The organism is Haloarcula sp. K1, from assembly GCF_001647155.1.
GTDB lineage: Archaea > Halobacteriota > Halobacteria > Halobacteriales > Haloarculaceae > Haloarcula > Haloarcula hispanica.
The window spans coordinates 667,775-694,073 of the sequence record NZ_LRHL01000043.1; the positions used below are offsets into that span (position 1 = coordinate 667,775).

Sequence of the window (26,299 nt, forward strand, 5' to 3'; positions counted from 1 at the left end):
GGTATACGGAACAGCCCCGCTGACACGAAACAGTACTTCTCAATCGTACGTGAGGTCGATCTTCAGCTCGCTGGCTTTCCGTTCCAGCAGATCGGGGTACGTCGATTCGATGTCGTCCTGGCTCACCCGGCCATTCGGCCCGAAGACGCTCAACGCGCCGATGAGGTCGTCCTCGTGGTTGTACACCGGCACGCCAGCCGCCCGCAGGCCGTCCATGTGTTCTGACATGTTGGTCGCATAACCCCGCTCGCGGACCTGTTCGAGTTCCTCGAACAGCGCGTCCCGGTCGGTAATCGTGTTCGCCGTCAACTCTTCGAGGGCAGTGGTTTCGACGAACTCCTCGATGCGTTCGTCGGGCCACTCCGCGAGGATGGCTTTTCCCGAGGCGAGCGCGTGCAGCGGCCGACGTTTGCCGATCATCGTGTCGCTCTGCAGGGGATTCCGGCCGCCGGCTCGATGGAGATACACGCCCTCGAAGCCCTCTTCGACCAGAAACAGCGCCCGCTCGTCGGTCTCTATCGCCAGTTCGATGACTTTCTGTTTGGCGACGATATAGCCCGGCCGCCGTATCCGCGGCGGTTCGCTGAGCTGCAGAAACCGCAGCGAGAGCCGGTACTCCCCGTCCTCCTCGACGAGATAGTCCATGTCGTGCAGCGTCTTGAGGTGCCGATACACCGTGCTCTTGGCCAGGTCCGTCTCCGCCCGAATCTCCGCAATTGTCGCGCCTCCTGCGTCCCGAATCAGCGCCAGAATCTCGAACGACGTCCGGGTCGTCGATACCTCGGACGTTCCGTTCTTGTTTTCGAGCATACGGAGTTGTGACCGCTTAGTGACATCAACGTTTCGCATAATCGACCATGATGGTCTGATAGCTCGAACGCAATCAGTAGCCGTCCGCTGCTCGATTCCGCGACCGAACAGAACCTAACTTCTATTATCTCGCCGGAGCCAAGACAAGGTATGCCACAACTCAGCGCAGACGCCATCGAACAGCTCCGGGCTCAGTTCGACCGACAACTCGAGGTCGGACTGCACCACGGCGCACAGCTGGCGGTGTACGTCGACGGGGACCTCGTCGTCGACTTCGCCGGCGGTTCCACGGGTCCCGACGGTGACGAAACGACGCCCGAGACGCGCCACGTGCTGTTCTCCTGTACGAAGCCGTTCGTCGGTGTCGGCCTGCACCAGCTCGTCGAACAGGGCAAGCTCGACTACGACGACCGGGTCGTCGAGCACTGGCCGGAGTTTGCCGACGACGGCACACAAAAGGCATCGATCACAGTCCGGCAGGTGCTCAGCCACACCGCCGGTATCCCCTTCGGCGAGTTCGACGAACAGTACGAAAGCTGGGGCGACTGGGATGCTGTCGTCGCGGCGATGGAGGACATCGAACCTGTGTTCGAGCCCGGAACGACGCCAGCGTATCACGCCATCAACTACGGCTGGCTGGTCGGCGAACTCATCCGTCGCTGTAGCGGCCAGCCGGTCGAAGACTACGTCGCCGAAAACGTGTTTGAGCCGCTGGGGATGGACGATACCGGAATCGGTCTGCGGGATGACGAGCCCGACGACGTGGCGACCCTGGCTGGCTACGAGGCGTTCGAACGGTGTCACGATATCGACGAGGGGCTCGAAGACCCTGCCGCGTACGCCGGGGCATACAATCAGGAAGCGATGCGCCGGACGGTGATGCCCGCGGCCAACGGCATCGGTACCGCCCGGGACATGGCCCGGTTCTACGCCTGTCTCGCCAACGGCGGGTCGCTGGACGGGACGCAACTGCTTACCGAAGCGACCGTCGACGAGGCGACCACGACCCACGCCGAAACCGAGTCCGACGGCACGCTGTCACGCCCAGCCCGCTACGGCCTTGGCGTCTGGACCGGCGGGCTGGCCGCCGATATGTTCGGGGCCGCCAGCAAAGAGCGCATGTTCGGCCACGCCGGCCTCGGGAGTTCGTTCGGCTGGGCCGACCCCGAACTGAACGTCGGGTTCGCGCTCGTCACGAACGGTATCCGCGACGAGTCCTTCGAACACGCCGCCCGCGTCGGCCAGCTTTCCGACGCCGTCCGACTGCTGTTACAGGACTGACTGCGCCGGTCTGGGGGTTGCCGTCGTAGGCATTCCTGATCGTTCGGGTCGATGTCCGTATCCCCGGTCACCATAGAGCTGGGCGACCCCGGTCTTTGTATGGCTCGGCACTGATCCTCCGATATGAACTTCCCCGACCGAGGCGACGTGGACCACCTTATCGACCCACAGCCGCTGCCGGGCTTCGCTCGCGTCCGGTACGAGCCGGAGACGGCCGCCGTCGACGACCCGTCGGCCGCGGCGCGGACCGAACTCGACCGCCTCGACTTTGACGGGCTGGAAGCGGGTGCGACTGTTGCCGTTGCCGTCGGCAGCCGTGGCATCCACCGTATCGACGACATCGTCGAGACTGTCGTTGCGGATATCCGTGATCGGGGCTTCGAGCCGGTCGTCGTCCCGGCGATGGGGAGCCACGGCGGGGCAACGCCCGAGGGCCAGCGCGAAGTGCTGGAGAGCCTGGGTATCACGGAGTCGCGCCTTGATGCCCCCATCGACGCCCGGATGGACACTGCACAGGTCGACACCGTTACTGTCGGTGACACCGAGTTTCCGGTCCACGTCTCGACGGCGGCACAGGAAGCGGATGCCGTGGTCGTCGTGAACCGGGTGAAGCCCCATACCAACTACAGCGGCCGCATCGAGAGTGGTCTGATGAAGATGACCGTCGTCGGGCTGGGCAAGCAACACGGCGCAAAGGCGTTCCACTCGACAGCCATCAAGGAGGGGTACGTGGAGACGCTGGAAGCTGCACTCCCGGTTGTTGAGTCGGCACTGCCGCTGGTCGGCGGCGTGGCGCTGGTCGAGAACTTCCACGAGGAGACGGCCCACGTCGAGGCGATTCCAGCGGGCTCGTTCACCGACCGTGAGCCAGCGCTGCTGCAACAGGCCTACGACGAGATGGCGACGCTCCCGGTCGACGACATCGACCTGCTCGTCGTCGACGAACTCGGCAAGGACGTCTCCGGCGCGGGGTTGGACACGAACGTCATCGGCCGCTACCGCGTCCTCAACGCGCCGGACCCCGACGAGCCGGCGATCAAACTGCTGTACGCTCGCGGGCTCACCGGGGCGACGAAGGGCAACGGCAACGGCATCGGCTTGGCCGATATCACCCGCCAGGCTGCGGTCGACCAGCTGGACCTGCAGAAGACGTACGCGAACGCGCTCACCAGCGGGTCAACGGCGAAGGTGAAGCTCCCCCTCGTTGCGCCGGACGATGAGTTCGCCATCCGGACGGCGCTGTCCGCGCTCGGTGGCTACGACCCCGACACCGTCCGGATCGTCTGGATACAGACCACGCAGGACCTGTCCGAACTGCACGTCTCCGAGCCGCTCGTCGAGGACCTGCCGACCGCCGCCGAGGTTACCGGCCGCGAGTCGCTCACGTTCACCGACGGCACCGCGTCGTTTACCCGGGACTGACAGTCGGGTGACGACGGTCCCCGTCATGCATCTGGAACAATTTCTAACAACTGTACATCCGTTTCTCCGACTACAACATATTATACCAGTATTACTTTGGGCATGTGATTCGATCCGAACAAGCGGTGGACCTGAATACAGGCAGAGCTGCTGATAAAACTCTATATACTGTGATATTCGAGCGCTATCATCGTACTATCTGGAGATATATCCCGATTGTAGTTGTCGAACGGTTATATCTATGTGTTTTGCCAAATATACCTCCAAATGTCCGAAAACAACATCCCATTCGGGTATGAGTCCAGACAAACAGCCCATGTTCCTATCACGCCGACCGTGAGGTCGTCGCTGTGTCTGGTAGTCGCTCGGCGACAACCTCGATAGGATGCGGTGGAATCTCGTCGATGCCGTCCCGGTCGCCCAGTTGGGAGCGACAGGACCCGCCGGGCGCGACGACGCGGTCGCCGTCGCTCTCCTCGACCTTATCGAACAGCAGCCGGCCGATAGTCTTCGAGAGATCGTAGTGCTCGTCGTGGTAGCCGAAGCTCCCGGCCATGCCACAGCACGTCGAGTCCAGCGGGTCGACCTCGTAGCCGACGCGACGCATGACGCCGACGGCGTGGTGGTCCTTGTTGGTCCCCTTCTGGTTGCAGTGGCCGTGATAGCTGACCGCGCCGGCGGCCCCGAGCGACCGGTCCTCGACCGGCAGCGCGTCGTCGAGCCGGAAGGTATCGAGATACTCCAGCACGCCGTAGGCGCTCTCGGCCATCCGCGAGACTTCGGGGCCGTCGAGCAGGTCGCGGTACTCGTCCTGGAACATCACGGCATCGGAGGGCTCGACGAAGACGATGTCCCACCCCTCTGTGACGCGGTCCGCCAGCCGGTCCGTGTTCGTCTCGGCTCGGTCGCGGGCCACGTCCAGCATTCCGGTGGAGTACGCCGCTCGTCCGGACGGCGCGGTGTTGTCCGGAATGGTGACGTGAACGCCTGCGGCTTCCAGCGTTTCGACGGCGGCCTTGCCGGCCGTCGGGTACGAGTAGTTCGTGTACGTATCGGGGAACAGCAGGACTTTGCGGTCGGCTTCGGCCCGCGAGACAGTCGAGCCACCGCGTGCATCGAACCAGTCTTGGAGTGTCTCTCGGCTGAAGGTGGGGAGTTCGCGCTCCGGCGCGATGCCGAACAGTTTCTGCATAACGGCCCGCGCGCCCGGAATGTCTGTCGCCCAGTTCGAAATCGGTGCCAGCGCCGACCCGAGCTTCGAGGCAGTGTCGATGTTAGCAAACAGGCGTTCCCGGAGGCTGGCCCCCTCCGCTTCGTGGTGCTGGTGTTTCAGCTCGGTCTTGAGTTTCGCCATATCGACGCCGGTCGGGCAGTCGCTCTTGCAGCCCTTGCAGCCGACACAGAGGTCGAGCACTTCCTCCTGGAAGCGGTCGGAGTGAATCTCGTCTTCATCTAGGTCGCCACTAATAGCCGACCGGAGGAGGTTCGCGCGGCCCCGCGTCGTCTGGACCTCCTCCTCCGAGGCGCGGTATGTCGGACACATCACGTCTCCGTCGGTCTGGCGGCAGGTCCCACAGCCGTTACACAGTTCGACGAGCTCCGAGAAGCCGCCTTCGTCCTCGAAGTCCAGCGTCGTCTGTGGCTCCAGAGACTGGTAGTCGGGCCCGTACCGGAGGTTCTCGCGCATGTCCGCACCGACCCCTCGGTCGGCATCAGGGCCGATATCCGCCGGCCCGTCGCGGTAGACGACGTTGCCCGGGTGCATCCACCACTGCGGATCGAAGGCCGTCTTGACCTGTTTGAACGCATCCCAGAGCGTCTCGCCGTACATCTTGGGCGTGAACTCCGTTCGGGCCATCCCGTCGCCGTGCTCACCGGAGAACGACCCATTGTGTTCGAGCACGAGGTCGGTCACGTCGTCGGTGATGGAGTGCATGTCTTCGATACCGGATTCCTCCTTCAGGTTGAGAATCGGGCGGATGTGGAGTGTTCCGGAGCCGGCGTGGGCGAAGTACGCGGCCGAGGTGTCGTGGTCGGCCAGCACCTCCTCGAACTTCTCGACGTACTCGGCCAGTTCGGCGGGCGGGACCGTCGCGTCCTCGATGAACGGGTACGGTTTGGGGTCGCCGTCCATGGACATCAGGAGCGGAATCGCGGCTTTGCGGAGCTTCCAGAGGTCAGCCTGGTCGGCGTCGGTGTAGGCTTCCACCACGTCAAAGGCCGCTCCGTTATCGAGGAACCGTTCGTTGGTCCGCGCGATGGCCGCCTCGAAGTCATCGTGCAATTCCGAGTCGTATTCGAGCATCAACGCCGCGGCCGCTCGGTCCGGAATCGGGTCGACGTACTCGGCGTAGCCGTCGGAGCCGGCTGCGAGCCTGAACATCTCGTCGTCCATCAACTCGACCGCGCTGACATCGTAGTCAAGCGCGACCGGGACAGCCCGCATCGCATCGGGAAGCGTGTCAAAGCAGTACAGCGCCAGCGCGGTCTCCTCGGGGACGGTCACCAGCGAAAGTTCGGCTTCGACAATGACCCCGAGGGTCCCCTCGCTCCCGACAAACAGCTTCGCGAGGTTCAGCACGCGCTCGCCGTCGTCGTTTTCGTAGATAACGCGGTCGAGGTTGTAGCCAGACACCCGGCGCTTGAGGTCAGGGTAGCGGTCCTCGATTTCGCTTGCGTTCTCCTCGACGACTTCGCGGACCGTCTGATAGATGTCGGCCTCGCGGTCGTCCTTGCTCACGATGTCGTCCCACTCCGGCGAGTCGATGACGACCTCGCGGGCGTGGATGAGTGAGCCGTCAGAGAGGACAGCTTTCACCGCATCTGTGTAGGCGTCGGTGATGCCGTACCTGACGGAGTGTGCGCCGGTGGAGTTGTTTCCGATGCCGCCGCCGACAGAGGCGCGGTTCGACGATGCCGGATCCGGCGCGAACTTCAGGCCGTACTCGGCCAGCGTGTCGTCCAGGTCGTCCTGCACCACGCCGGGCTGGATGTGCGCCGTCTGCTCGCCCGGCCGAATATCGAGGATACCGTCCATGTGCCGGGACAGGTCTAGCACGACACAGCCCGGACCGACGGTCTGTCCGGCGAGCGACGACCCGGTCCCGCGGGGCATGATCGGGACGCCGTGGCTCGTCGCCACCTCGACGGCCGCCCGCACGTCGTCGGTATCAGTCGGGTACACGACCCCGGCTGGTTCGGCGCGATAGATGCTCCCGTCCGTTGCGTACAGAATCCGGGCGTATTCGTCGAACTCGACCCCACCCGAGACCCGCGAGCGAAGCGCTTCCGCCAGGTCCCGGTACGCATCCACGTCCGGTCGGTCGAGGTCCAGTTCCTGTGCTGACCAGGTGTCCTCGACATTTTCGATCGCCATACGAGCATTCAGGAGTAATAATCATTAAAGTCTGTGGCATGCGGTCACAATTCGCTTTACGTAGCCCGCCAGCTATTTGACGCAGGGCACTGGAAGCGATGTATGGGCAATGCAAGCATCCTTCATATGTGCCTGAACGTGGCCGACGCCACAGCATCGATCGCGTTCTACGAGCAGTTCGGCTTCGAGGAGTCCTGGCAGTTCACCACGCCCGACGGCGAGACGACGAACTACTACGTGGCCGACGACAGCGGCGTCGAACTGCAACTGGCAGAAACGGACGGGGAGACGAGCTTCGAGATGGGGTCCGGCTGGGACCATCTCGCTCTCGGCGTGGACGATGTCGACGCGACGGTCGACCGCATCGATCATCACGGCGTCGTCAAAGAGCCCGGCCCACAGCCGGAGGCCGGCGCGTACACGGCCTTCGTCGCGGACCCCGACGGCCACCACGTCGAACTCATCGAACCGCTGGAAGACTGAACCACGCCCGCGGCGTTTCGAGTGACGAAATACTGAGGACGGCCGTTAGTTGCCGACAGCCGTGGCGCGTTCGACGATGTCAGTGCCGTACATCTCCGCCAGTTCCTCGTGCTGGTCCGGGCGGTGCTCGTACACGTCCTGGAACAGCGTGATGGGTGTCTGGGCGGCCTGGTAGGTCGCTTCGTCCCACATCCGGTCTTTACTGACCTCGACTTCGACGCCGTCGATGACCAGCGTCGCGGCCTGAGTCATCGCGATGGCTCCCTTGCCGGCCTCCTTCGCGGCCTCGAACTCCTCCATCGAGTCGACGATGTCGGTCATGCTGGGGATGTACGCGGTGCGGTCGAGCAGTTCCTCGGTGAGTTCGTCCTCGTCCAGTTCCAGCCGGTCACCGCCCGCCTGCAGGACGTAGCCGCCCTCGCCGTCCGTTTCCAGCGAGAGGTCGTCGCCGTCGTACACCTGCTTGCCGTCCTGTGCGTCGAGTTCGACCTCCTGACCGCCGACGTCGAGCAGCCAGCTCCCGGTCTTTGGCGGGAGCGGGGCCGTGTTCGCCTCCACGACTTGCCCCGGTGTCAGCGACCAGATGCCAGTCATCCCCTTCGCGCGGTTGTCCTTCATCCGCTCGCGGTACCCCTCGACGTCGCGGATATCGTCGTAGGGGCCGTCGACGGCGATAAGGCCGGCGGCGCTGGCACCGCGGGAGGTGTTGTGGCGCAGTTCCGGCCACGGCGGGAGTTCGCCGGTAGGCGTCATCGCGCGCATATCCTTCGTGTAGTCGACCTCGCCGTCGACGAGCAGGAACATACGTTCGAGGTTGTTCGAGGGCTTGCCCATCTCCTCGCGCAGGTCGCCCATCGCCAGTTCGGCCTCGCCGCTCTCGACGATGACCGACATGGAAAGGCTCCCTTCTTCCAGCCCGTGCTCGTGCTCGATGATGGTGAAGAACTCGTCGGCCTTCTTCCAGTCGTCGATGTCGCCGACTTCCGGGATGACGAAGCCGTCGATGTGTTCGACTGCGCCGTTCTCAGGGTCCGTGATCTCCAGCATCTGCTGGAAGCCTTGGTAGCGGGTCGCCGGGGACTCGCGGTGCCAGACGACGCGCGGGTGGATCTCGCCGGGGAACGCCGCGCCCTGTTCGGCGACGACCTCGATGATGTTCTCGACGCCCTCCTCGCGCATGTTCGGTGCCGTCGCGTCTTCGTTGTCCGGGACCCAGACATCCGGTGCCTGCAGGCCGCGGAGCTGGCCCGCGCTTCGCAGCATCTTCGCTGAATCGTCCTCCCCGTCGACTGCTGTTGGAGAGGTAAAGAACGTTCTGACGAACTCGCGGTCGTAGTGTCGTTTCACACTCATAACTCGTCTCAAAGAACCCGACGGAACCGCTTAAATCTACCGTCCACTATCGACCGAAACATCGACGAGAGCGGTCGTTCCACCGTCTTTCAGCGGATTCGGAAATACGAAATATGTATGCTATATTTTCTTTCACTACTCGTGCGCCCGGACGACACAACGGTCGGCGGCGCACACCGCTCTGTCGATATCTCGCGACCGTTCAGTCGCCACATCACGGAGCCCCCGGCGACTTCGGTCGCTGGCTTCGCGCTATTGAACCCACCTTTCCGTTTCGTATTTCCGAATGCCTGTGACGGTCGTAGAGACTGGTGACGCCCACTTCGCCGTGCGTCAAGCCTCGGAAGCTACCGTAGAGCGATTGTCACAACCGATACGGCAATTTTATTCGAGCGGCACCAGAACTGGTGCCTAATGACACGGGCAAAAACGGACTCGGTCCGGGCGACGCAGACCTCGCTGTCGGTCCTCTCGGGAATCAAAGACCTCGGCGGGAGCGCCACGCTGGTCGAACTCGCCGACTCGCTGGACCCGGCCAAGAGCACGATATACAAACACCTGGTGACGCTGGAAGACGAGGGACTGGTCGTGGAACGGGACGGCGAGTACCGCATCGGGCTCCGGTGGCTGGAGTTCGGCGGCATGGCACAGCGCTACGACGGCATCTACGAGGTGGCAAAGCCCGAGGTCAGACGGATGGCCGTCGAGACCGGCGAACTGGCGAACCTGATGATTGAGGAGCAGGGCTACGGCATCTACATCCACACCACCAGCGGCGACCAGGCGGTCGCGCTCGATACGCGCCTCGGGAAGCGCATCCACCTCCACAAGACCGCTATCGGCAAAGCGCTCCTGTCGAGTTTCGACGACGACCGGGTCGCGGAAATCATCGAGACCCGCGGGCTGCCGGCCGAGACGGACAACACCATCACAGACCGCGAGACGCTGTTTGCGGAACTGGAGACGATCCGGGAGCGCGGGGTCGCCGATGACACCGAGGAACGGGTCGACGGAACCGGTTGTGTCGGGGTCCCCATCGACACCGGCGACCGGCGCGAGGCCGCCATCAGCATCACCGCGCCCATCAACCGGTTGCAGTCGCCGGGCCGCAAAGCACAACTCATCGACACGGTGCAACAGGCCGCTAACGTCATCGAAGTGAATCTGGCTCACGAATAACCGCTCTGTCTGTTGTCTCGACAGATACACCGAGTTCCGTCGCCGACGGTTGGCCGGTACTGGAAGAATCTAATACCAGTACAGTTGTTATTCGACGGCCGAATACCCGCTGTCCGTGGTGGACAAGTCTGGCTACTGTAGAGAAATACTCCGCCCTCGGTATCCTCATTTAGTTCCATAATCGGGCTACTTCAACTCTTTTCAAATATAGTATCTTCTATTTAGGTCCAAAATCTCAAAAACAACTCCGAGTAGCGCAAGCAGTAGTTATATAATTCTATTACAGTACTAGCTTGGAGCGTATAGTTGTAGGTGGTTACTACGGTCATCGACCGGTGTCGTCCCCGCGAGGGTGAACGCTCACCGGTAACACAGGCACACAGCGAGGATGCCGAAGTACGTCACGAGTCCCCAGCACGCCGCGGCGACGACGACCGGGCCCAGAAAGACGGCGAGTCCGCCGGCAACACCCAGGAGTGCGACAGCCGACACCGTCCGGACGCCGCGGCGCTGCCACAGCGCCGCGACGGGCGTGTCGAGAACGAACAGCGCCTCGACACACAGTGCGACGGCCACGCCGACGGCGATGGCGGACTCGGACCAGAACGTCTCAACTGCGCCCGTCTGTCGGAGATACGCGACGAGTGCCAGTCCACAGAGCAGCGCAAACCCGGCGTCGCGTCGGTAGTCGGGCACAGCGGAGGTACACGCCGTAGCCGGAAAGCGATGCTGCCGGCGGCGGCACGCTCGCGGCTACCCCAAGTACAAAGACACTGTCAATCGCAGTGAACCTATGCACCATCCTGGACCGCCGCGGTTCGTGGCGACGGGTGACGAGGTCGAACTCGCGCCCCGTGACCCGGACCCGTCGGCGACCTACACATGGCGACTAGCGCAGACGCCGACGGAATCAACAGTATCGCTCGGCGACGACCCGGTTGAGCACCTCGTCCCCGACGCGCCGGGCAGATACGTCGTCCGACTCACCGCACCGGACGGCGAACACGACCTCACTGTCCGCGCGTTCCCGGGGACCCTCGAATCGAGCGGGACACACACGTCCGGCCGCTCTGGCGGTCACAGCGGTGGCGTCTCCGGCGGGCAAAGCGGTTCCGGCCGCAGCGGGAGCGGCGAGTACACCGAGGCAGGGGACGGCGGTGACGGCGGCAGTGGCGGCGGCCAGCCACGCCTGACTCTGCGGCCGGACATCGAGGGCGACGAAGCCGTCGTTCGCGCCGATTGCAGTCCCCATCCCGAGGGGACCGAGACGGCCGCCGACCTCGCCGTCGAGTTCCTGCTGGACGACCGTGATGATATCGACGCCGACGCGGTGACCCGGGACGGGACGGCTCTCCGGATTCCGCTGGACGCGCTCCCGGACCGTGCTCGCATCCACGCCGTTGCCATCGGAGACCACGGCTACAGCGTGCCCGACGCCGTCGAGTTCACCCGCGACGGGGACGGCGTCGAGACGGTGACGAGCGGTGCGGAGGTCGCCGCCCGACGACCCTACGACGCGCCGGCCTGGGCCGAGGACTCGGTCATCTACGAGATTTACGTTCGCACGTTCGCCGGCGATAGCGACGAATCGCCCTTCGACGCGATCATCGACCGTCTGGATTACCTCGACTCGCTCGGCGTCGACGCCATCTGGCTCACGCCGGTGTTACAGAACGACCACGCGCCCCACGGCTACAACATCACCGACTTCTTCGAAATCGCGTCGGACCTCGGCACCCGCGCGGACTACGAGCGGTTCGTCGAGGCGGCCCACGACCGCGGGTTCAAGGTGCTGTTCGACCTGGTGTGTAACCACTCGGCGCGGACCCACCCCTACTTCGAGTCCGCCGTCAACAACCCGGCCAGCGAGTACCGCGACTGGTACGAGTGGCGCACCGAGACCGAGCCAGAGACGTACTTCGAATGGGAGCACATCGCGAACTTCGACTTCGACCACCTGCCGGTCCGCCGGCACCTGCTCGATGCGGTCGCCCAGTGGGCCGAACTGGTCGACGGGTTCCGGTGTGACATGGCCTGGGCCGTCCCGAACAGCTTCTGGCGCGAGATCCACGACTACTGCAAGGACCGCGACAGCGAGTTCCTGCTGCTGGACGAGACCATCCCGTACATCCCCGACTTCCAGGCCGGGCTGTTCGACATGCACTTCGATTCGACGACCTACGCTGCGCTCCGGCAGGTCGGCGACGGCGGCGATGCCGAGGCCGTCCTCGGTGCCATCGAGGGGCGGGCGGAGATCGGCTTCCCGGAGCACGCGTCGTTCATGCTGTACGCGGAGAACCACGACGAGACGCGCTACGTCGTCGACTACGGGCGGGACGCCGCCGAGGCCGCCGCGGGTGCGCTGTTCACGCTCCCGGGCGCGCCGCTGCTGTACGCCGGCCAGGAGTTCGGACAGCGCGGCCGGCGCGACGACCTCGCGTGGGACCACGCCGACGAGGCGCTCCAGTCGTTCGTCAGTGACCTCTCCGCGGTCAGACACGACCAGCCGGCGCTGTCGGCCGACGCGGACCTCCTCCGAATCCCGTACGAGGTCCGTGACGGCCCGTCCGACCGCGTCGTCGCGTACGCGCGGACAACTGCGGGGGACGCGGCTGTCGTCGTGCTCAACTTCAGTAGTGAACCGTCGACGGTCGGGCTACCAGCCGGGACCGATGATACCGACCTCGTTTCTGGGGAGCATCGTGGAGCTGCTGATGACGGGGACACAGCAGTCACCGTCGACAGCGCCGCCGTGTTCCCGGCTGACGAGAGCGCTCTAAACCAGTAGACCGAGCGCGCGGATCTGTTCGGCATCAGCGGCCCCGTTCTCCCGGGATATGCAGCCACTCCCTCGAAGTATCACTAATTTGTCCGAACCACAGGAGTTTATAGAGATTGGTCTGCTTTGATGTGTATGCGGCTTTCGACAGCGCTCAACGAATACAAGCGGACTCGTCACGAGCGCTTTCCAGAAGAACGCAGGACTGTTTCAGGCTCTTTCTCCGGGCACGGTGATCGGCTCGTACACGTCGGCGAAGACGGCACGCTGAAGGACTATTCCGATTCGCTCTCCGGGCTCTCCGGTATTGACCGCTCCAGGCTCGGGGTTATGCTTGGGGACGAAACACGGTGGTTCAGTGACCTGGAAACGATCAGACAGCACTACTACCGCGAGACGCGGCTCGTCGAGACCGAATACGACGCGGGGTCGTTCACGGTCCACCAGTACGATCTGACGCTGGGCCGGGCCCACGTCACGCACGTCGCGATGCGCGGGGCGGTTCCACAGGACGCCAAGCTCGTGGCGTTCGTCACGCTGGCCCCCGACAGCAGCGACAGCGGCGTCGGCTCGCTGATTCACGAAGACGCCGGGCCAGACGACTCGCGCGTACTGGAGGTGTACCATCGGCGAGAGCACGATTACCTCGCCTCGTCGACCGGGCTGGACGCCGTCGCCGGACAGCGGCCGGAACGCCTCGCGGAGATACTCGACGGCAGCCCGATTGCGTTCCCGCGGTCGGAGCCAGTCGAGCGACGCGACCAGACCCGCCTCACCGGTGACTTCCTCGTGACCGCGCCGCTTGACCGGTCCGGACGCAGCAAGGACACGACGCTGGTCAGTCAGCTCTCGAACCACGACGAGGTCGACCGGGAGACGGCACTCCTCGACCTCGCCGACTGTGTGACGGAGCACACGACGTCTGACGATCTCCGGCAGGCCGGGCGGGAGCGAACGCGCATCGACGTGGCCGAATCGACGCCGCGGTCAGATTCGATACGGATGGACCTGCGGGTGCTTGACCTGCTGTCCTCGCCGACCGGCGGTCGCATCGCCGCCCCGGAGTTCGACCCGTTCTACTCGAATTCCGGCGGCTACGGCTACGTCTGGTTCCGCGACGACGCCTCGGTCTCCCGGCATCTGCTCGAAGCCGGGTCCCGACTCGATATCGACACCGTCGAAATGTTGACCGAGAGCGCGGAGTTCCTCTGTGACAGCCAGCTTTCCGACGGGCGGTGGCCCCACCGCGTCTGGGCCGATACCGGGGCTATCGCGCCGGGCTGGGCCAACGCCAGAGTCGAGCACAACGCCGAATCACCGGAGTATCAGGCCGACCAGACTGCGACCGTCACCGCCTTCCTCGCGACGCTGCTGCGAACACACCGCGGCAAGATGGACGCCGAACTGACGGCGATGGTTCGGGAGACGATCGATGCGGCCGTCGACACGCTCATCGAAGACATCGCGGCCAACGACCTGCCCGAGCCGTGTCAGAACGTCTGGGAGGACTCGGTCGGCCAGTTCACGCACACCACTGCGACGTTCATCGAGGCCTTCGCCGCGGTGACCCGCGCCCCGATGCCCGAATCGGTCTGTGAGCAGAGTCTGGCGGCAGCCGACCGGTTGCTAGACGGGCTGGATACGCTCTGGGACAGTGATCTGGGCGTGTACGTGATGGGGCTGACAAACGGGACGCCGGACCACCGCATCGACGCCGCGGGGCTCCACCTCGCGGACGCGCTGCAGGAGTACGACAGCGTCGAGTCGACCACGCTTGCTGACCAGCACATCATCCGCCTGGCCGATCATGTGAGCACGACGCTCGATACACTCTTTCGGAACCCCACCGAGAGCCAGGTTGCGGGACTGGCCCGCTACGAGGGCGACCGCTGGCGGACCGGTCATCAGGACAGCGAGAAGGTCTGGACGGTGACGACGGCGATGGGAGCACTCGCCGCCGCTCGCGTCGGCGATATGCTGAACGACCGCGACGAGCGCGGCGACGCCTACCTCGACCGTGCGAGCGACCTGTACGAGCTGCTCGAGGAGGACGGACCGCTCACGACCGACGCCGGCTACCTCGCCGAACAGGCCTTCGACGACGGCGCTCTCGACAGCGCGACGCCGCTTGGCTGGTCCCACGCGCTGCGGCTCCACGCGACGGCCCGGCTGGGTGAGCTAAACGCGCTCCCGACGACATCGGCGGGAACCGAGGGGCCGAGCGAGCGCCCGACCTGGACGACCGGGGAGAAGTACGGCGTCGGCACCGTCGCCGACCACGACGAACCGGACCCCTCGCGCGTCTGGTTCACGCTCACAGAGGGCGCGCTGACGGAGGCTCGCTACCCGCAGGTCGACCTGATGAACCTGCGGACGCTGGATTTTCTGGTCCGGTGTACGGACGAGACGGACTACGCCGTCCGGACCCACCGCGAGAACCGCCGGACCGACGACAGCGTCAGGCGACGCGTCGAACCGGTCGACGATGAGGCGCTCCTCTATCGCCACGTCTTCACCGAGACCGGCGACGGCCGGGGCCACGAGTGGACGCTGACCGTCGACTACGCGACCGACCCCGAGCACGACGCCATCGTCGCCGACGTGTCCTTCAGCGCCGAGGACGGCAAATCATACGACGTGTTCTCGGTCGCGGACATCGCGCTCACCAGCACGGTCACCGAGGACCGCGCCATCAGATACGGCCAGCCCGGGAGCTACCACCTCGTCGGCCGGAACCCCCGCGCATACACCGACCAGACGGACAACGACCTGCTCGTCGACGAGAACGGCGACGCCTACTCTATCGCCGTGGCGATGGCTGCGGCCGGACGCTTCGACTGGGCCACCGTCGGTGCGGCCGGCAGCGACCGTCTCGACGGGCTGTACTCGGACGGCGATCTCCCGGACCCGGTCGAGTCGATCGACGGGACGAACCTCGTCCTCATCGGTCGGCTGGATTCGGGAACGAGAGTCAGCGACACGGTCGCGCTCGGCTTCGCGCGACAGGCTGACACCGCTGCCGCGCTGGGCGAAGCCGACGGCGCGCTCGACCGCGGCTACGAGACGGTCCGTGCCGAGTATGCCGACAGCTGGGCCGATTTCCTCTCGGACAAGCAACTCCCGGACTCGGTTGCTGACGACGAAGCGCTGGCGAACCAGTACAGAACCGCGCTGATGACGCTGCTGGCCGTCGAGGACAAGACCTACCACGGGGCCTCTATCGCCTCGCCGTCCGTGCCGTGGGGCGAGGCCGTCCACGCCGAGGAGCCCAAGGGCTACGGCTACAACTTCGTCTGGTCGCGGGACCTCTATCAGGTGTTCAGCGTCTTCGACGCTATCGGGTCGCTAGATATCGCCACGGAGCAACTGGAGTACATCTACGAGCACCAGCAGGACGAGGCCGGCTTCATCCCGCAGAACACCTACGTCAACGGGACGACCCGCTGGGGCGGCGAGCAGATGGACAACATCTCGTTCCCGCAGGTGATGGCCTATCGCCTCGCCGAGAGCGGCGTCGACTTCGAGGATGTCGAGTACAGCTACGAGAACGTCCGGCGGTCGGCCGAGTACGTCGTCCGCCACGGCCCCGAAACGGCACAGGAGCGCTGGGAGGAGGAGGCCGGCTTCTCGCCGTCCTCGATTGCGGCCGAGATTGCCGGGCTCGCGTGTGCGGCGAAGCTCGCGCTCGACACTGGCCACGAGGCCGACGCGCTCGTCTGGCTGTCGCTGGCCGACCAGTGGGCGAACAACGTCGAGGCCTGGACCGCGACCGAGACCGGGACCGAGCGCCACACCAACACGCCCTACTACACGCGGGTCACGCTCGATGGGAACCCCGAGATGGGGCACCTCCGCACGCTCGCTAACGACGGCCCGACGCTGGACGAACGGAACATCATCGATGGCGGCTTCCTCGAACTCGTCCGGCTGGGTATCAAGCCCGACGACGACGAGACCATCCGGAACTCGCTCGTCGAAGTCGACGACACGATCAGCGTCGACACGGAGTACGCACCCGGGTTCTACCGGTACAACGGCGACGGCTACGGCGAACGCGGCCGGGACGACCAGGGCGCGCCGTGGACGGTCGAACACAAAGGGAAGGGCCGCCTCTGGCCGCTGCTCACCGGCGAGCGCGCCGAGTACGAACTCCACCGTGACGACCCGGACATCCCGCCGGAGAACGCCCTCCAGATGATGCAGGACGTGGCGAACTCGGGACGGATGATCGCCGAACAGATCTGGGACCGGGGCCACGCGACCGACTACGACTGGGAGTTCGCCGAAGGGACCGGCTCGGCGACGCCGCTGGCGTGGTCGATGGCCCAGTACGTGCGGCTGGCCCACGGCATCAGCGCCGGTGAACCGGTCGAAACGCCCGCGTTCGTCGACGACCGCTACCGCAAGCGGCGGGCCCACACGCCCGACCGCAGCCCCGCGCTCCGCGTCGACACGCAGTTCCGCGGGAACGAACTGGTCGTCTCCGGCGAGACGACCGGCGTCTGTGTCGTCGTCAAAACGCCCGCTGATATCACGTACATCCCCGTCGAGGAACGTGAGTTCGAGGTCGCAGTCGACGTCGACCCCGGTGAGAACCAGGTGATCGTCGCCGCCGCGGACGACGAGGATCTGGTCACCGCCGGGACAACCGTCTGGCAGCTCAACCTCTAGCCACTCCAACAAGTAGTTACCACTTTATAACTCGGGTCTGACTGTGGGATATGGACGCGATAGTTCTAGCTGGCGGCTACGCGACACGGCTGTGGCCGATCACCCGTCGTCGACCGAAGATGCTGCTCCCGGTCGGCGAGACGACGGTTATCGATGGAGTCCTGCAATCACTGGAAGCCGACGACCGAATCGAGACGACGTACCTGAGCACGAACGAGGCCTTCGCCGACGAGTTCGAGGCTCACATCGACGAGATGGGCTACGAGAAGGTCCAGCTCTCCGTCGAGAGTACGGCGGACGAAGACGAGAAGTTCGGCGTCGTCGGCGCGCTCGCGCAACTGATCGACCGCGAGGGCATCGACGACGACCTGTTTGTCATCGGCGGCGACAACCTCATCGGCTTCGACCCCTCGGAGTTTCTGGATTTCTTCGAGGAGCGCGACGGGCCGGCACTCGCCGCCTACGACGTGGGCTCACGGGAGAAAGCCAAGTCCTACGGGCTCGTCGAACTCGACGGCGAGCGCGTCGTCGACTTCCAGGAGAAGCCCGACAACCCCAAGAGCACGCTCGTCTCGATTGCCTGTTACGCCTTCCCGGCCGACTCGCTCCGCTTTGAGGAGTACCTCTCGGGCGACAACAACCCCGACGAACCGGGCTGGTACATCGACTGGCTGCAACAGCAGGAGCCGGTGTCCGCGTTCACGTTCGACGACGTCTGGTTCGACATCGGAACGCCCGACTCGTATTTCGAAACGGTCGAGTGGAAACTCGACGGCGGGTCGCTCATCCACCCCGACGCGACCGTCGAGAACTCCGAGATCGGTGACACCGTCCATGTGATGGCTGGGGCGGAAGTGACCGACAGCAGCCTCGACCGGGCCATCATCTTCCCGGACGCCGAGGTCCACGACTGTGATATCGACGAAACGATTCTCGGCGAGAACGTCCACGTCGAGGGGTACAACATGTCCGGGTCGCTCATCATCAACCGTTGATGGCTCGCGGCGATGGGGCCACCGTTCGAGTGCAGGACGCGACACGATTCGCCGCCAGCCACCACACCGCTGGCGAAGGACTAAGTGACACAGCGCCGTTTACTCGCCGTACGCAAGCTACTTGACAACATGGCACAACCAGAAACGGAGCCAGTCACGTTCGAGATGACAATCGACGACGGCCGGACCAGAATCGACGTCTCGGGCGACCGCGACACGGCCGTCGTGGTCCGCTCGAAATCGGGCGAGAAGATATACCTGCCGCCGGAGGACTTCGACCGCCCCCCAGAGGACAGGCAGACACCGTACGACAGCCCCTACCAGTCGGCTGACGGGACCGCAGACAGCCCGTACCGGACACAAACCGATACGACGTCCGTGACAGGGCTGGAGCCGACCGCCGACGGCTACCTCATCGTTCACCCGGAACCGGTCACTGACGTTCGCTTCCTCCGGTAAGCGTTCGGTCGTCGTCAGGCTTCGTCGAGAACCTCGTGGTAGAACTCGACGTGTTCGTCGGCTACTTCCTCCCAGGTCCGAACATCGTAGTCGATGGGCGTCGACAGCGATAGAGCGCGCTCGATCCCTTCGGCGATAGAGTCCGAATCGGGTTCGACCTCGATGACGCAGTCCTCGTTCAACAGCTCCGCGGCCCCGCTCTCGCAGGCGACGACGCGCGTCCCGACCGATAGCGCTTCGACGATGGTGATGCCGAACGGCTCCGCCAGCGAGGGCGAGACGAACAGGTCCGCGCTGTTGTAGTAGTCCCCGAGTTCCGACTGGGGGAGATACCCCGGGAAGTAGACTCGGTCCTCGACGCCCAGCAGCTCCGCGAACCGTTCGAGCTGTTCAGTGAGATGCCCCGAGCCACCGAGAACTAGGCTCACGTCGTCCCGACCGAGCTTCGAGAGCGCGTACAGCAGGTACGACAGCCCTTTCTGGTCGGTGTGTCGGCCGACGAAAAACAGCATCTTCCCGTCGATACCGAGTTCCGCTTTGATGTCCCGGCCCGTCGGCTCCACCGACGAGAACCCGTTGTAGATGACCGTCGAGTCGGCGTCGTACTGCTCGCGTATCCGTCGCTGCGTGAACTCACTCACCGCGACGAGGTGGTCCGAGCGGTTGGCGACCCGCTGTTCCGTCTCGACTTCCCGCTGTGGCGGCGTCACGTTCCGGTCCGCCGACAGCGAGTGGAAGGTCGAGATCCATTCGACGTCGTGGGCCGATTTGGCTCGCGAACCGGGGTTGTAGCCGAACCAGTCGTTCGTGTGGATAATGTCGGCATCGGCCGCCTCGTCGGCGAACTCTCCAGCCAGCCGGCCGATGCGAGTGACGATGTCGCCGCTTCCCGTCGAGACGCCGTGGATGCCGTCGCGGTCCGGCGGCGCGTACTCCGCGGGCAACACCAACTCGAACTCGACGTCGTCTCTCGGTTCAAGCTGTTCGAACAGCTCCCCGATAGCGGTATCAAGCCCGCCGGTGATGTTGGGTGGGAACCCCCAGCCAAGCATCAGAACGTTCGGTGGCATCTCTGTAACTGGCTCTCTCACCATAGCATCAAATGGATACAATATATATGTTTGCGTGCGCCCTTCTCCGGCCCCGCAAGCAGACACGATGGCAGTCACCGACCCCGCCCATTGAAATGCCTGTCAGGGCAACAGGTGCGTATGCAATTCGAACGGCAGAGTGGCGTGTTTCTCCACCAAACGTCGCTCCCGGGGCCACACGGTATCGGCGACCTCGGTGCCGGCGCGCGGGCGTTCGTCGACTTTCTCGACCGGGCCGACCAGTCGCTGTGGCAGTTCTGTCCGCTCGGTCCCACGGCGAGCATCCACGGGAACTCCCCGTACCAGTCGTCGTCCGCCTTCGCCGGAAACCCGTTGCTCATCGACCTCCGCGACCTCGTCGACCGCGGCTATCTCACAGCGGACGAGGTCGACCCGCCCGAGGATTTCTCACAACAGCACGTCAAGTACGACCGCGTGACCGAGTTCAAGGAGCGCCGGCTCCGGACCACGTACGAGCGCTTCGACGAGAGCGCAAGCGATGCGGACCAGCAGTCGTTTACCGAGTTCTGTGAGCGCGAGGCCGGCTGGCTTGACGACTACGCACTGTTCACAGCGCTGAAAGCCGAGTTCGACGATGCCGGCTGGATGGACTGGCCGGACGATATCAGAACGCGCGAGCCAGCGGCCATGGAGCGATATCAGGACGAACTGGCCGACGACATCCGCTACCACAGGTTCGTCCAGTGGTGTTTCGACAGCCAGTGGCAGGCACTGGCCGAGTACGCGGCCGAGCGGGACATCGGCCTCGTGGGCGACCTCCCCATCTACGTCGGTCTCGACTCGGCGGATGTCTGGGCGTACCCAGAGGTGTTCCGGCTCGACGATGACCACCATCCTGCTGAGGTGGCCGGCGTCCCGCCCAACCCCGGCGATGATGGCCAGCGGTGGGGGAATCCGGTGTACGACTGGGACGCCCTCCGTGCGAACGACTACGGCTGGTGGGTCGACCGGTTCGAGCGGCTGTTCGACCTCGTCGACATCGCCCGCATCGACCACTTCAAGGGCTTCGACGAGTTCTGGTCGATTCCGGCCGAGGCGGACGACCCGGCCGCCGGACAGTGGCGGGATGGCCCCGGCGCGCACTTCTTCGAGACGGTCAGAGACCGGCTCGGCGAACTGCCGTTCTTCGTCGAGGATCTGGGCTTTCTCGACGAGAGCATCGTCGCGCTCCGGGACCAGTTCGGCTTCCCCGGCATGCGCGTGCCACAGTACGCCGACTGGTGCGAGGAGGGGCATATGTACCAGCCGATGCACTACCCGGAGTCGGCCGTCGGCTACACCTCGACCCACGATACGGACACTATCGTCGGCTACTACCGCGACCTCGCGGACCGGCAACGGGACTGCCTCCACTACAACCTCGGCACCGACGGAGACGAGATCAACTGGGACCTCATCGAGGCGGTGTGGAACTCGAACGCCGTCGTCGCGATGACGACCATGCAAGACCTGCTCGGCCTCGACAGCGACGCCCGGTTCAACGTCCCCGGCACGGCGACCGGGAACTGGCAGTGGCGGGTGACCGAAGACGCCATCAACGACGAGGTCGCCGAACGGCTCAGACAGGTCACCGACAGAACGATCCGCTGAGTACCTTCAGAACTGCAGGATACCGTCTTCCGTGACGACCGTATCGAGCAGGCGGGTCGGCGTCGCGTCGTAGCCCGGGTTCCCGATATCGAACCCCTCTGGCGGTTCGAGCATCACGTCCGACCCTTGCCGGAACGTGTTCCTGAAGGTGAAGCCGCTTCCGATGAACTTCGACGAGGTCCCGACGACGGTCACGGGGACGTCCATCTCGTTGGCCGTCGCGGCCAGTGGCAACGTCCCGATACGGTTGTACACCGTGTCGTCGATGAGGCAGTTCATGCCGACGAACACGCGGTCGGCCTCCGAGAGGTAGTGGCCCGCCGCACCGTCGACGATGAGCGTCACGTCGGCCCCGTCCCGGTCGGCCAACTGGCGGGCGGTTCGCCGGCCCAGGAAATGCGGCCGCGACTCTCTGGCGTACAGGTGGAACTCCTTGCCGTCGTCAAGCGCCGCCATGAGCGTCGCCATCACCGTCGAGGAGTTCTCGTGAGTCACCAGCACGTCGCCGTCGTCGATGAGCGTCGCCGCCCGCTCCGCCGCGCGGTCCTTGCTGGTCTCGATTTCCGTGACGACCTCGTCGATTGTGTCGAGCAATCGCTCCTTGGCCTCTGAGACGGAGTCGAGGTCGGCGTCTTTCAGGTCCGTGACGATACGCTGCTGTGTGGTGTACAGCGGCGCGTGCGAGCGGTTCGCCCGCTGGAGCGCACTACTGTTGCGCTCGACCACGCGGAGGAAGTCCTCGACCGTGTGGCACTCGCGGTCTGTTAGCTCGCGGAGCGCCTTCGCAGCTTTCACGGCGGCAATCGAGGAACTCTGTGTCTCCATCTCCTCGATCTGCCGCACGGTCTCGTTTATCATGAGTGTACGTGCGGTTGCCTCCCTTATAACGCTACAGCCGGCTGACAGCCCGTTCCCGCGGCTTGCAACGGGCCACGACGGGCGTGGTCACACCGACCCGACCACGTCCTCGTCGGTCGGTCCCTGACCGTCGAACTCGGCCACGAGCGCGTCCAACTGCGCCGGGTCGTCGACGCTCGGGAGCCTTCGGTCCGCAGTCCGACAGTCCGCATCGACGCCGATGCCGTCACAGACGAGGTCGGCCGTCGCCTCGGCCATCTGCCGGTAGGTGGTCAGTTTACCGCCGACGATGCTCGCCATGTTGTCGACGCCGTCGTCAGCATGGTCGAGCAGGAAGAAGCCACGCGAGATGCCGCGGCCGCCGCGCTCGTCCTCGTCTGGGGCGTACAACGGCCGGACGCCCCACCAGGTTCGGACCTCGGGGGCGTCTGCAACTGGCGGCAGCATCGCCGCACACTCTTCGATGCTCTCTTCGATTTCCCACTGCTCCGTCTCGTACTCGTCCGGGTCGCGGACGGGGACGCTCGTCGTTCCGAGGACAGCCTCGCGCTCGTGTGGCACGACGATGTCGCCGTCGTCGGGGTCCCGGCAGCGGTTGAGTACCGGCCCGAGGTCGTCGTACTCGACGGAGACCATCACGCCCCGCGTCGGTTGCATCTCGACGTCGAGGTCGGCCATCGCGGCGAACTGGCCCGCCCAGGCACCGGTCGCGTTGACGACGTAGTCGGCCTCGATAGTGTCGTTGATTGCCCCACCGACCCGCACGCCGGTCACCTGTCCGTCCTCGACGAGCACGTCCTCGACAGGTGCGTGCGGGTGTATCGCTGCGCCGTGGTCGCGAGCATCGGCGGCGTTCGCGGCGACCAGGCGCGACGGGTAGATGACGGCGTCAGGGACCTCGAACGCGCGCTCGACCTCCGCGGCGAGGTCGGGAACCCGCTCTTGGGCTGCATCGCTGTCCAGCGTCTCGACGGGGATGCCGATGTCCTCACAGGCCGCCCGTTTGGCCTCGAAGTAGTCGGGGTCGTCCCCGGCGAGTTGGACGAACAGGCCCCCGGTGTCACGGATGCAGGCCCCGGCGATTTCTTTGAGTATCCGGTTTTCGGTGATGCACTCCTCGGCACCGACCCGGTCTGCCTCGGCGTAGCGGGCACCGCTGTGCAGCAACCCGTGCGAACGTCCGGAGGTACCGCTTGTCAGCCCGTCACGCTCGACAAGCGTCACGTCGATGCCACGGAGTGCGAGGTCACGAGCGACGCCAGCGCCGGTCGCGCCACCACCGACGACGAGGACATCCGTCTCAATTGCCATGTGTCTGGTTAGGGTAGACGACGTAAGATTCCTCCGATACCGGGGGTTTCGACAACTGTGCGTCCAGTTTCACCCCCGGAAACTGACCGCGGCCGGTGGACACGAATCCGGTAAAGTGCTACCGGATCGAACGAGTGAGACACGGTTCCAGTAGCCGTTGTCGTCGGCTGTGTGACCGCGTAAATGGTGGCTGCTCCGTTTCTCCGTTGTCTCCCACTCGCAAGACCTGCCTCGATCAGATATCCTGCCCGGTCGGCCTGATCAGGAGTTCGTTCACGTCCACGCGGGCGGGCTGGCTCGTCGCGTACACGATGCCGCGAGCGATATCGTCGGGGTGGAGCATCGGAAGGTCCATCTCCGCGAACCGCTCAAGCACCTGCTCGTCCGGAACGTGTGTCGCGAGTTCCGTATCGACAGCACCCGGTTCGATAACCGTCGTCCGGATGCCCTGTGTCGTCACTTCCTGCCGGACTGCCTCGGTGAACGCGTTCACCCCGAACTTTGTCGCGTTGTAGCCGCTCGAATCGGCCGAGGCCCGGCGTCCCGCGACGGAGGAGACGTTGACGATGTGGCCGCTCTCCTGCTCTTGCATGACCGGAAGCACTGCGTGGGTGAGGTTCATCAGTCCGAGCAGGTTCACCTCGACCATCTGCCGGAGGTTCGAGCGATCTGCCCGCTCCAGTGGTTCGAGGAGCATCACGCCGGCGTTGTTGACGAGGATGTCGATGCGACCGTACTCGTCGGTCGTCGCGTCGACCAGCGAGTCGATGTCGTCTTCGTCGGTCACGTCGGTCGGCACAACCAGCGCATCCCCGCCAGCCGACTCGATTCGGTCCGCCAGAGCCTCTAGCTCGTCAGCGCGGCGGGCCGCCAGCGCCACGCTCGCGCCCGCGTCGGCCAGCGCCTCCGCGGTTGCCTCACCGATTCCCGACGATGCGCCGGTTACAATCGCCACGTCGCCTGCAAGCCGCTGTGCGTCCTGATCGTCTGCTGCAGATTCGTCTGACATCGCTGTTTAGTCAGTGCGACAGCCACGAGCGTCCTTTGCTTACTGATAAGCCCATTTATATACTGGCTGCAACAGCGCAGTCGCACAGGCTGGCGGCTACTGTGCGAGCGCGTTCCGGAACTGGTCGGGGCCGACTGTCGAACTGATGAGTTGTTTTTCGGCTCGACGCAAGAGGTCAGAGGCCGCGGCGGCCGACACATCGAGCTTGTCGGCGAGTTCCGCCGTCGAACAGCGACGCGGTGAGTCGTAGTACCCCGAGGAGAGGGCGACGGACATCGCCCGATACTGCCTGTCCGTGAGTCCGAACTGGTCGCGTTCCCCGGGGTTCTCGGGGTCCGAAGCGATGTGCAGTAGTTCGAGCGGGATGTCGTTGACCGCACACCGGTCCCGTAGCGCACTGAACGCGTCGTAGTCGGAGAACACCTTCTGTTCCCGTATCCCGTCGCCGGTGACCGTCGCGTCCATCGCAACGCCCTCGAACTCCTCCGGGTCGTGTGACGCGATGAGATCCGGTGCGTTGTCGACGACCACCTTGTAGAACCAGCCATCGGCCGTCTGCCCGATATCCGCCGCGTCGGTGATCTGTGGCCGCGCGTCGAGTTCTCGCTCGAAGGCGTCGCGGGAGCCAGCGTCGACGCTAACTGTAAGCAGCAGTCGTCCGTCTTCGAGGCCGACGGCGTTCGAAATCGAGAGTTCGCCGCTCGGAATCGAGTCCGCCACGCCGACCAGCGGAAGCGTCTCGTCCGCGAGGAGGATTTCAGCAACGATGGCCATAGCGTGCCATCGGAGTCGACGTATATAGTCGCCAGCATTGCGATTACAGGCGCACTGACAGCCCCGCTCCGGTTCGCAGCCGCTCAGTCAGAACTGGACGCTGTCTCACCACTCAGCAATCGCTGTAGCTGTTCGATTAACGAGCGGCTTGCGGGCTGCCCACGATACACCCGCACGGAATCGAAGCCCGCGTACCCGTGGTTCCCGGATTCGTCCCGCTCCCAGTACAGCCATGCTGTCTCCTCCCCACCATCGAAGCCCATCTCATCGACTGGGAATGTGAGAACGAGCGACGCCTGGCCGTCCGCAGCATCGTCGTCCGGTTCCCTGATCTCGCCATCCTCGACGGGACGCGCCCCCTCGCCGTCTTCCAGCGCGAGACGCGAGCCGAACCGATAGCGGACGGCCCGCTCCGTGGGGTCGAAGGTCTCGCTGTCCCCGTCGCTGTTGACGAACTCTGACTGCTCGACTGCGACGGTGATGGTGTCGTGTTCCGACAGGTCGATGAAGTTCTCCGCGTTCTCGGGCTGGACGTCGACCGTGATCTCGACCGGGAAGTGGGCCGCCGCGACGCCGCTCAGGCTCGGAACCGCGGCCGCGGTCACTGCTGTGCCAAGTGTTCCTTTGAGGAGCCGTCGTCGTGTGGTAGTTGCCGATTTTGTGCTATCGTTGCTCGTCGCTGACTCCTTTCCTTTCATCCAAGTGAACTGATCCGCTGCCACAGTTATGATAATTCTGGTGCATATCTCGAAACACCGAGTTATGGGAGAGAGCGGACCCGAAAGCGGGATCATATCTCCTAATTAGTGGTTTTTTGATGTTATCAGACACCCCTAT

19 protein-coding genes are annotated in these 26,299 nt (G+C 64.6%); 9 read left to right on the forward strand and 10 right to left on the reverse strand.

The window, feature by feature from the left end; all coding sequences use genetic code 11:
- Positions 1-39: 39 nt before the first annotated feature.
- The gene (locus AV929_RS16950; RefSeq protein ID WP_014041168.1) at positions 40-810 is read right to left on the reverse strand and encodes an IclR family transcriptional regulator; all 771 of its coding nucleotides are present in this window, start codon (positions 808-810) and stop codon (positions 40-42) included.
- Positions 811-960: 150 nt separating this feature from the next.
- Here AV929_RS16950 and AV929_RS16955 point away from each other — a divergent pair, with 150 nt between their 5' ends.
- Positions 961-2,091, forward strand: a complete 1,131-nt coding sequence (locus tag AV929_RS16955; RefSeq protein ID WP_064288807.1) for a serine hydrolase — start codon at positions 961-963, stop codon at positions 2,089-2,091.
- Between the two features lie 123 nt (positions 2,092-2,214).
- Positions 2,215-3,513, forward strand: coding sequence for a DUF362 domain-containing protein (locus AV929_RS16960; protein ID WP_064288808.1), 1,299 nt, complete (start codon positions 2,215-2,217; stop codon positions 3,511-3,513).
- A gap of 325 nt (positions 3,514-3,838) precedes the next feature.
- Here the strand turns inward: AV929_RS16960 and AV929_RS16965 are convergent, their stop codons facing one another.
- Positions 3,839-6,889, reverse strand: coding sequence for an FAD-binding and (Fe-S)-binding domain-containing protein (locus AV929_RS16965; RefSeq protein WP_064288809.1), 3,051 nt, complete (start codon positions 6,887-6,889; stop codon positions 3,839-3,841).
- A 102-nt stretch (positions 6,890-6,991) separates the two neighbouring features.
- Between AV929_RS16965 and AV929_RS16970 the strand changes: the two genes are divergently transcribed.
- A complete protein-coding gene (locus AV929_RS16970; protein ID WP_011223955.1) occupies positions 6,992-7,372 on the forward strand; it encodes a VOC family protein in 381 nt (126 codons plus the stop codon).
- 45 nt (positions 7,373-7,417) lie between these two features.
- On the opposite strand, the gene aceB is transcribed toward AV929_RS16970, so the two are convergent.
- Positions 7,418-8,725, reverse strand: coding sequence for a malate synthase AceB (aceB, locus tag AV929_RS16975; protein WP_064288810.1), 1,308 nt, complete (start codon positions 8,723-8,725; stop codon positions 7,418-7,420).
- A 414-nt stretch (positions 8,726-9,139) separates the two neighbouring features.
- On the opposite strand from aceB, the gene AV929_RS16980 reads away from it, so the two are divergent.
- Positions 9,140-9,904 (forward strand): IclR family transcriptional regulator, encoded by a 765-nt coding sequence (locus tag AV929_RS16980; protein ID WP_050007058.1) that lies wholly within the window; start codon positions 9,140-9,142, stop codon positions 9,902-9,904.
- A 360-nt stretch (positions 9,905-10,264) separates the two neighbouring features.
- Here AV929_RS16980 and AV929_RS16985 read toward each other — a convergent pair whose 3' ends face one another.
- The gene (locus AV929_RS16985) at positions 10,265-10,600 is read right to left on the reverse strand and encodes a hypothetical protein (protein ID WP_064288811.1); all 336 of its coding nucleotides are present in this window, start codon (positions 10,598-10,600) and stop codon (positions 10,265-10,267) included.
- Positions 10,601-10,697: 97 nt separating this feature from the next.
- On the opposite strand from AV929_RS16985, the gene malA reads away from it, so the two are divergent.
- From malA to AV929_RS17005, 4 genes are all read left to right on the forward strand, one after another.
- Positions 10,698-12,692 carry an alpha-amylase MalA gene (malA, locus tag AV929_RS16990; protein WP_064288812.1) on the forward strand — a complete coding sequence of 665 codons (1,995 nt, stop codon included), beginning with the start codon at positions 10,698-10,700 and terminating at the stop codon, positions 12,690-12,692.
- Between the two features lie 126 nt (positions 12,693-12,818).
- The gene (locus tag AV929_RS16995; RefSeq protein ID WP_064288813.1) at positions 12,819-17,354 is read left to right on the forward strand and encodes a glycoside hydrolase family 15 protein; all 4,536 of its coding nucleotides are present in this window, start codon (positions 12,819-12,821) and stop codon (positions 17,352-17,354) included.
- A 50-nt stretch (positions 17,355-17,404) separates the two neighbouring features.
- A complete protein-coding gene (locus tag AV929_RS17000; RefSeq protein WP_050036994.1) occupies positions 17,405-18,349 on the forward strand; it encodes a sugar phosphate nucleotidyltransferase in 945 nt (314 codons plus the stop codon).
- A 129-nt stretch (positions 18,350-18,478) separates the two neighbouring features.
- A complete protein-coding gene (locus AV929_RS17005) occupies positions 18,479-18,808 on the forward strand; it encodes a hypothetical protein (protein WP_011223949.1) in 330 nt (109 codons plus the stop codon).
- 14 nt (positions 18,809-18,822) lie between these two features.
- Here the strand turns inward: AV929_RS17005 and AV929_RS17010 are convergent, their stop codons facing one another.
- Complete coding sequence (locus tag AV929_RS17010) at positions 18,823-19,878, reverse strand: glycosyltransferase family 4 protein (protein WP_044952006.1); 1,056 nt, start codon at positions 19,876-19,878, stop codon at positions 18,823-18,825.
- A gap of 141 nt (positions 19,879-20,019) precedes the next feature.
- Between AV929_RS17010 and malQ the strand changes: the two genes are divergently transcribed.
- Positions 20,020-21,510, forward strand: coding sequence for a 4-alpha-glucanotransferase (malQ, locus tag AV929_RS17015; protein WP_064288814.1), 1,491 nt, complete (start codon positions 20,020-20,022; stop codon positions 21,508-21,510).
- 6 nt (positions 21,511-21,516) lie between these two features.
- Here the strand turns inward: malQ and AV929_RS17020 are convergent, their stop codons facing one another.
- From AV929_RS17020 to AV929_RS17040, 5 genes are all read right to left on the reverse strand, one after another.
- Entirely contained in the window at positions 21,517-22,368 is an 852-nt protein-coding gene (locus tag AV929_RS17020) for a translation initiation factor eIF-2B (RefSeq protein ID WP_014041155.1), read from the reverse strand.
- An 87-nt stretch (positions 22,369-22,455) separates the two neighbouring features.
- Positions 22,456-23,679: an FAD-dependent oxidoreductase gene (locus tag AV929_RS17025; RefSeq protein ID WP_064288815.1), complete on the reverse strand. Its 1,224-nt coding sequence runs from the start codon at positions 23,677-23,679 to the stop codon at positions 22,456-22,458.
- Between the two features lie 235 nt (positions 23,680-23,914).
- Positions 23,915-24,688, reverse strand: coding sequence for an SDR family oxidoreductase (locus AV929_RS17030; RefSeq protein WP_014041153.1), 774 nt, complete (start codon positions 24,686-24,688; stop codon positions 23,915-23,917).
- A gap of 96 nt (positions 24,689-24,784) precedes the next feature.
- On the reverse strand, positions 24,785-25,462 hold the full coding sequence (locus tag AV929_RS17035; protein ID WP_014041152.1) for a helix-turn-helix domain-containing protein: 678 nt from the start codon (positions 25,460-25,462) through the stop codon (positions 24,785-24,787).
- Between the two features lie 83 nt (positions 25,463-25,545).
- Positions 25,546-26,067, reverse strand: a complete 522-nt coding sequence (locus AV929_RS17040; protein WP_050007056.1) for a hypothetical protein — start codon at positions 26,065-26,067, stop codon at positions 25,546-25,548.
- Positions 26,068-26,299: the final 232 nt, after the last annotated feature.